Raw genomic sequence first — 7,500 nt, 5'->3', positions numbered from 1 at the left:
TCGCCTTCGATTTTCTCGCGCTCCAAACCAGTCAATCGTTGGAGACGCATATCTAAAATCGCTTGCGTTTGCTCAGTAGAAAGTCCAAAGCGAGCAATCAACTTCTCACGCGCCTCGTCACCAGTACGTGTGCTACGAATGATGGCGATAACTTCATCCAAGTGATCAAGGGCAACACGAAGACCCTCTAAGATGTGGGCACGCGCTTCCGCTTTATCCAAATCGAATTGCGTACGACGACGTACGACTTCTTTTTGGTGTTCGATGTAGTAATAGATGGCTTGTTTGATGTTCAACGTTTTCGGGCGACCGCCTACGAGGGCAAGCATGTTCACTCCGAACGTCGTCTGCATCGGCGTTTGCTTATACAAGTTGTTCAAGATGACACTCGCATTCGCATCCCGACGAACTTCGATGACGACCCGCATCCCGTTACGGTCGGATTCATCACGCAAGTCTGTGATTCCTTCGATTTTTTTATCACGTACCAAATCGGCAATTTTCTCAACGAGACGTGCCTTGTTGACTTGATATGGGATTTCATGAACGAGGATCCGTTCACGACCGTTTTTCAACGTTTCGATTTCGGCTTTCGCACGCATCGTAATCGATCCACGTCCCGTTTCATAGGCACGACGAATCCCGCTGCGTCCCAAAATCTCTCCCGCTGTCGGAAAGTCAGGGCCTGGGATGTGTTGCATCAATTCAGCAATCGTGATGTCCGGGTTATGAGTAAGAGCCAACACCCCATCGATGACTTCATTCAAGTTATGCGGAGGAACGTTCGTTGCCATCCCGACCGCGATCCCGCTCGTTCCGTTGACAAGGAAGTTCGGGAAACGCGCTGGAAGAACGACCGGCTCTTTCTCTTCACCATCGAAGTTTGGTTGGTAATCGATTGTGTTTTTGCCAATGTCTCGTACGAGTTCCATCGCAATCTTAGACATACGTGCCTCGGTATAACGCATCGCAGCGGCCGAGTCGCCATCGACTGAACCGAAGTTCCCGTGACCGTCGACTAGTTCGTAACGATAACTGAAATCTTGAGCCATACGAACCATCGTTTCATAGACGGCAGAGTCACCGTGTGGGTGATACTTACCGATCACGTCCCCGACGACACGCGCCGATTTCTTATGTGGCTTGTCCGCACGAATTCCGAGCTCGTTCATCGCATACAAAATACGACGGTGAACCGGCTTCAAACCATCTCGCACGTCCGGAAGGGCACGTGATACGATGACGCTCATCGCATAGTCCATGAACGACGTTCGCATCTCTTGGCTAATATTTATATCCTTGATATTTTCTTGTTCTGCCATTCGTTATTGCCTACCCTTCTTATTAAATATCGAGGTTCTTCACGTAATGGGCGTGAGATTGAATAAAGTCACGGCGTGGTTCGACGTTGTCACCCATGAGCGTTTCAAAAATCTCATCTGCTTCAATCGCATCTTGAAGATCGACGCGAAGCATCGAACGCGTTTCCGGGTTCATCGTCGTATTCCATAACTGTTCAGGATCCATCTCTCCAAGACCCTTGTAACGTTGAACGCTATAACGTGCATTTTCAGGAAGTTGTGCAAGTGCAGCTTGTAACTCTCGCTCGTTTTGAACATAGATCGTTTCTTTACCGTGCTTCACACCATAGAGCGGTGGTTGAGCGATATAGACGTATCCACTTTCCACGAGTGGTCGCATGTAACGATAGAAGAACGTCAATAACAGCGTACGAATGTGCGCTCCATCGACATCGGCATCGGTCATGATGATCAGTTTATGGTAACGCGCTTTTGATAAATCAAACTCATCCGCAATTCCTGTTCCGAGAGCCGTGATAATGGTCCGGACTTCTTGGTTGGCTAAAATCTTATCAAGACGTGCTTTCTCGACGTTGATGATTTTCCCTCGAATCGGCAAGATTGCTTGGAAGTGACGGTCACGACCAGATTTCGCCGAACCACCCGCTGAGTCACCCTCAACGATGTATAGTTCAGATTTCGAAGCGTCTTTCGACGAACAGTCAGCCAATTTCCCTGGTAATGAACTGACTTCGAGAATACCTTTACGACGTGTCATCTCGCGTGCGCGTTTCGCAGCAAGACGTGCGCGTGCTGCCATCAATCCTTTGTCGACAATAAGACGACCGACTGATGGATTCTCGAGCAAGAATTGTTCGAACGTGTCACTGAATAACGTATCTGTCGCCGTACGAGCATCGGCATTTCCAAGTTTCGTCTTCGTCTGTCCTTCAAACTGAGGTGCCGGGTGTTTGACGGAAACGATCGCCGTCAATCCTTCACGGACATCATCCCCGGAGAGACTTCCGTCGGCCTCCTTCATCAATCCGAATCGCTTCGCATAATCATTGATTGAACGTGTGAGTGCTGTCTTAAATCCAGTCTCGTGCGTCCCACCTTCATGTGTTGGGATGTTGTTCGTGAATGAGTAGATGTTACTTGCGAAACCTTCGTTGTACTGAAGGGCAATCTCTACCTCGATTCCATCTTTCGTTCCGTGCACATACACAGGCTCTTCATGAATCGATGCCTTCGAACGGTTCAAGTGCTCGACGTAAGACTTAATTCCGCCCTCGTAGTGATAATTGCGTTCAATCGTCTCATCGCTACGATCATCTTTTGCGACAATCCGTAGCCCTTTGTTTAAGAAAGCGAGCTCGCGAAGACGTGTTGCTAGCAAATCAAAGTCATACTCGAGCGTTTCTTGGAAGATATCGCCGTCCGGGAAGAAGCGGACAGTCGTTCCTGTCGTATCTGTCGTTCCGACGATTTCAAGTTCGCCTTGTGGCACGCCACGTTTGAACGATTGATAATACACGTTGCCGTCGCGACGGACGAACACTTCAAGTTTTGTCGATAGTGCGTTGACAACCGACGCCCCTACACCGTGCAAACCACCTGAAACTTTGTATCCGCCACCGCCGAATTTACCGCCGGCGTGCAATACCGTGAAAATAACTTCAACGGCAGGTCGACCTGTTTTCTTTTGAACGTCTACTGGAATCCCACGTCCGTTATCTTCGACAACGATGGAGTTTCCTGGCTCAACCGTCACTGTGATCGTGTCACAATAACCTGCAAGCGCCTCATCGATTGAGTTATCGACAATCTCCCATACTAAGTGGTGGAGACCGCGAGAGCTTGTGGAACCGATATACATCCCTGGACGTTTACGTACAGCCTCTAAGCCTTCAAGAACTTGAATCTGATCGGCGCCATACGCTTGCAATTCTTTTTCGTTTTCATTACTCATCGGTTATTTTCACCTACTATACATGATTTGGTGTTCCTTCTTACCACGATTACACGGATTCTGTTTCGACTTCGCCTTGTTTCACGTGAAACACTTTGGCTTGTTGAATGGTTTCATGTGCGATTCCATCAATGTTTGTTGTCGTCAAAATCGTTTGTACTTTTCGTCCCATCGTATCGAGTAGATGGGTTTGGCGATGATCGTCAAGTTCAGATAACACATCGTCTAATAACAAAAGAGGATATTCGCCCACTTCTTCATGAATCAATTCAATTTCAGCTAGCTTCAATGACAAGGCCGCCGTTCGTTGCTGACCTTGTGAACCGAACGTTTGAACGTTTCGACCGTTTACGTACAATTCAAAATCGTCACGATGCGGACCAAATAAGGTCACACCTCTTCTTCGTTCGTTCTCTCTTATTTTATCAAACTTTTGGCGATACGTTTCAAACATCTGTTCTTTTGAGAAACGTTCTTTTTGGAACGTGTCAGAAACGTATTGAATCGTCAGTGTCTCTAACTCACGTGTGATCCCAGAATGAATCGGATTGGCCCATTTTTCGAGTTGATCGATGAAATGATAGCGTCTCATCACAATCTTCACGGCGAGTTCAATCAATTGGTCCGTCAATACTTCGAGTAACGTCTCGTCCCCACCCTTTGTGGATAACTGCTTCAACAAGGCATTTCTCTGTTTTAACGTCTTCAAATATTGATTGAGCTCATGTAAGTACACGGGACTGACCTGACCGATTTCCATATCTAAAAATCGCCGTCTCCCTTGTGGACTGCCTTTGACGATGGCTAAGTCTTCAGGGGCGAACAAGACGACGTTAAATGCGCCGACATAGTCACTGAGACGACGTTGTTCTAAATGATTGAGCTTTGCTTTTTTTCCTTTAGGAGAAAATGAAAGACTCTGCACGGATTCGCCGGTGCGTTTATGAATCCGTCCTTCGATACTTGCGGCATCAGCTTCCCAACCGATCAATTCTCGGTCTTGTGTCGTCCGATGCGATTTTGCGAGCGCAAGTACGTAAATCGATTCGAGAAGATTCGTTTTTCCTTGGGCATTCTCACCAATTAGAACATTCGTCTGTTCTGAGAAATCTAGCTCGAGGGTTTCGTAGTTGCGGTAATTTTGCAATCGGATCGACTTTAAATGCACGTCAGTTTCCCTCGATTTGATATTCCCCGAAGCCTTCGACCTCGATTGTATCTCCATCTCTCAATTTGCGACCACGGCGTTGGTCCTGCTCACCGTTCACTTTGATCATGACATCTTCTAAAAAGAACTTTGCTTGTCCCCCGCTTGAGATGATATCTGCTAATTTTAAAAATTGTCCGAGCGTTACATACTCGGTTGTAATCGACACTTTTTCCATGTCGTCACTTCCTTTCTCACATGCTGATCTGAAAAAATCGCCATACATATTAGTTTATCGAAAATCGTCGAATAAGGCAAAAAGAGGGATGACAAGGTCAGACACCTCATCATCCCTATCCGCTGCTTACGATGTGCGGACTGGTAAAATCAGTTGAAGAACGCTATCTTGCTCAACCGGTCGTAGAATGAACGGTCTCATCGAACCCGTGAACTGGATTTCGATTTCAGATGCATCGAGCGCACGAAGCGCATCCATTACAAATTTAGAGTTGAAGGAAATTTTCAATTCTTCCCCTTCAAGCGATAAGATGCTGACACGCTCAGACACTTTACCGACTTCAGGTGAATGTGAAGATACTTCGACTGCTGTCGTATCTTCCGCGACAAATTTAATCACGTTGTTCCGGTCAGCACGTGCTAAGAGTGACGCACGGTCGATGGCTTGTAAGAATTCTTTCGCATTCATACGTACTGCTGTACGATATTCTTCCGGAATGAGGCGTGACGTGTCTGGGTACGCCCCGTCTAACAAACGCGAGAAGAATGAGATATTTTTCATGCGGAACAAGATCTGCTGGTCTGTCAGTACGATTTCAATCGGCAACTCTTCACGATCGAGCAATTTAGCAAGTTCGTTGAGCGAACGACCAGGGACGACGACATTTTGGAACGTCAAGTCGTTATCTGTCTCAAAACGAGCACGACGGAGCGCCAAGCGGTGGCTGTCTGTCGCTACACATGTGAGGAAGCCTTTCTCAGCAGAGAAGTTGACCCCTGTTAAAACTGGGCGTGTCTCTTGTGAGGAAACAGCGAAACTTGTCTGACGGATGATGGTTTTTAAAAGATCCGCTGGTAGATAGAAACGACGGTCGCTCGCAAGTTCTGGCAGGCGAGGATATTCGTCAGGGTCGAGACCGTTTAAATGGAATTCTGCCTGGCCAGACTCAATTCGTGTCATGAAGTTTGGTGACACTTCGAGTGTGACTTCGTTTGTCGGCAATTTCTTCACGATTTCTCCTAAGAAGCGCGCGTTTAATACGACACTTCCGGCACGTTGAATTTGAATGAGTTCGATCCCACCTTCTTCGATTGGGATCAAACGTTCAATCGAAATTTCAGTGTCACTTCCTGTCAGTGTTAAACCGTCCGCATGAGCTTCAAGCTTTAAGCCTGTCAAAATTGGAATAGTCGTTCGTGAAGCCACAGCTTTTGATACATCTTGTACGGCTTGCATGAATACATCTCGTTGAATCGTTAAATGCATGTGGATAATTCCTCCTAAGGTGAAATGAGTCATTTACTAATGATAATAATAGTATTATTTAAGTCATAATAGTAATAAGGGCTGTGGATACTGGGGATAAGTCCCCTGAAGCATACGTATAAAGCCATTTCGCCTGTGAATAACTTGTGGATAACTAAGGTGGTTTATCCACAGGATATCCACAGAGAATCCCTCATCAGTTAGACAGTGCTTTTTTCAACGTTTGAATCGTCTCTTGCATTTCCACATCGTTTTTCAGAAGCGTGCTAATTTTCTCATGTGCATGAATCACAGTCGTATGATCACGCCCTCCAAACTCTTCCCCGATTTTCGGTAATGAACTCTCCGTCATCTCACGAGATAAGTACATCGCGATTTGACGTGGGAATGCCAACGTTTTTGTGCGTTTTTTCGAGTTCAACTCTTCTACTTGAATGTTGAAGTGTTGACCGACGATTTCTTGAATATCACGAATGACGATCTTCTTCGCTTCCTGGACCGGCATGATGTTATGAAGCGCTTCTGCTGCTACGTCTGGGTCAATCGGTCGCCCAACTAGTTTTGCGTAAGCGACAACGCGTGTCAACGCCCCTTCTAGTTCACGAATGTTCGTATCGATTTGATTCGCAATATAAAGCATGACCTCGTTTGAGATATCGAGACCTTCAGCAGTCGCCTTTTTACGGAGAATCGCAATTCGTGTCTCGAGGTCAGGTGGTGTGATATCCGTAATGAGTCCCCATTCGAAACGCGAACGTAGGCGATCTTCTAACGTCGGAATTTCTTTTGGTGGTCGGTCGCTTGAAATGACGATTTGTTTCTGATCATTGTGTAGCGCATTGAAAGTGTGGAAAAACTCTTCCTGCGTTTGTTCTTTTCCTGCTAAGAACTGAATATCATCAATCAGCAACACATCGATGTTCCGATAGCGATTACGGAACTCGCCTGTTTTATTGTCTCGAATGGAGTTGATGAATTCATTCGTAAACTTTTCAGAAGAGACATACGCAATCCGAGCTCCTGGTTTTTGTCCTTTTACGTAATGACCAATCGCATGCATCAAATGCGTTTTCCCGAGTCCGACTCCCCCGTAAATGAATAGCGGGTTATATGCACGGGCTGGCGCTTCAGCAACAGCGAGTGATGCGGCGTGGGCAAATCGGTTCCCCGATCCGATGACAAACGTCTCGAAGATATATTTGTCATTCAGCTGTCCGAGATCCCCTTCCTCTTTTGAAGGTAATGGTAAAGGCTGTTCCCTTGTTTCCGTCACGGCAATGGATTCTTGTGACGATCCATCCGCTGGAGCATACTTGTGTGCTTGAGATTCTTCAATAAAATGAATTTCGAGCTTATTGTTTGTGATTTCTTCGACCGTATCTTGTAAAAGTGACAAGTACTGTCGCTCTAACCACGTAACGATAAAACTGGCCGGCGCCGACACAACGAGTGTCGTTCCCATCAGTGATATCCCTTCGGTTGATTTCAACCACATGTCAAAACTAGCTTTTGGAGTTCGTTCCTCTTCTTCAATCACAGATAAAACGTTTCTCCAAATCTCGCGAGCATTCTTCAA

The 7,500-nt window shown here is 46.4% G+C and carries 6 protein-coding genes (1 of these 6 only partly in view); all 6 read right to left on the bottom strand.

All coding sequences use genetic code 11. The features are described 5' to 3' along the window. A protein-coding gene (gene gyrA / locus AC5LIL_RS00030) for a DNA gyrase subunit A (protein WP_214696483.1) crosses the window boundary here: on the bottom strand, positions 1-1,322 show its 5' portion. The gene continues 1,249 nt to the left of window position 1, outside the view; 1,322 of the gene's 2,571 nt are visible here — the first part of the coding sequence; its start codon is at positions 1,320-1,322; the stop codon falls past the left edge of the window. Between the two features lie 22 nt (positions 1,323-1,344). Further along, positions 1,345-3,273 (bottom strand): DNA topoisomerase (ATP-hydrolyzing) subunit B, encoded by a 1,929-nt coding sequence (gene gyrB, locus AC5LIL_RS00025; RefSeq protein WP_499824519.1) that lies wholly within the window; start codon positions 3,271-3,273, stop codon positions 1,345-1,347. 49 nt (positions 3,274-3,322) lie between these two features. Then, complete coding sequence (gene recF, locus AC5LIL_RS00020; RefSeq protein WP_214785433.1) at positions 3,323-4,441, bottom strand: DNA replication/repair protein RecF; 1,119 nt, start codon at positions 4,439-4,441, stop codon at positions 3,323-3,325. 1 nt (position 4,442) lies between these two features. Further along, a complete protein-coding gene (gene yaaA, locus AC5LIL_RS00015) occupies positions 4,443-4,658 on the bottom strand; it encodes a S4 domain-containing protein YaaA (RefSeq protein WP_015880213.1) in 216 nt (71 codons plus the stop codon). A gap of 126 nt (positions 4,659-4,784) precedes the next feature. Further along, a complete protein-coding gene (dnaN, locus tag AC5LIL_RS00010; protein WP_026824743.1) occupies positions 4,785-5,924 on the bottom strand; it encodes a DNA polymerase III subunit beta in 1,140 nt (379 codons plus the stop codon). 196 nt (positions 5,925-6,120) lie between these two features. Then, complete coding sequence (gene dnaA, locus AC5LIL_RS00005; protein ID WP_214749500.1) at positions 6,121-7,500, bottom strand: chromosomal replication initiator protein DnaA; 1,380 nt, start codon at positions 7,498-7,500, stop codon at positions 6,121-6,123.

This window comes from Exiguobacterium sp. RM11, from assembly GCF_059821525.1.
This window is presented reverse-complemented; position numbering and strand designations above follow the sequence as displayed.

Coding starts and splice junctions, on each gene's coding strand:
- gyrB (WP_499824519.1), bottom strand. CDS start 3,273: ATGAGTAATGAAAACGAAAAAGAATTGCAAGCGTATGGCGCCGATCAG.
- yaaA (WP_015880213.1), bottom strand. CDS start 4,658: ATGGAAAAAGTGTCGATTACAACCGAGTATGTAACGCTCGGACAATTT.
- dnaN (WP_026824743.1), bottom strand. CDS start 5,924: ATGCATTTAACGATTCAACGAGATGTATTCATGCAAGCCGTACAAGAT.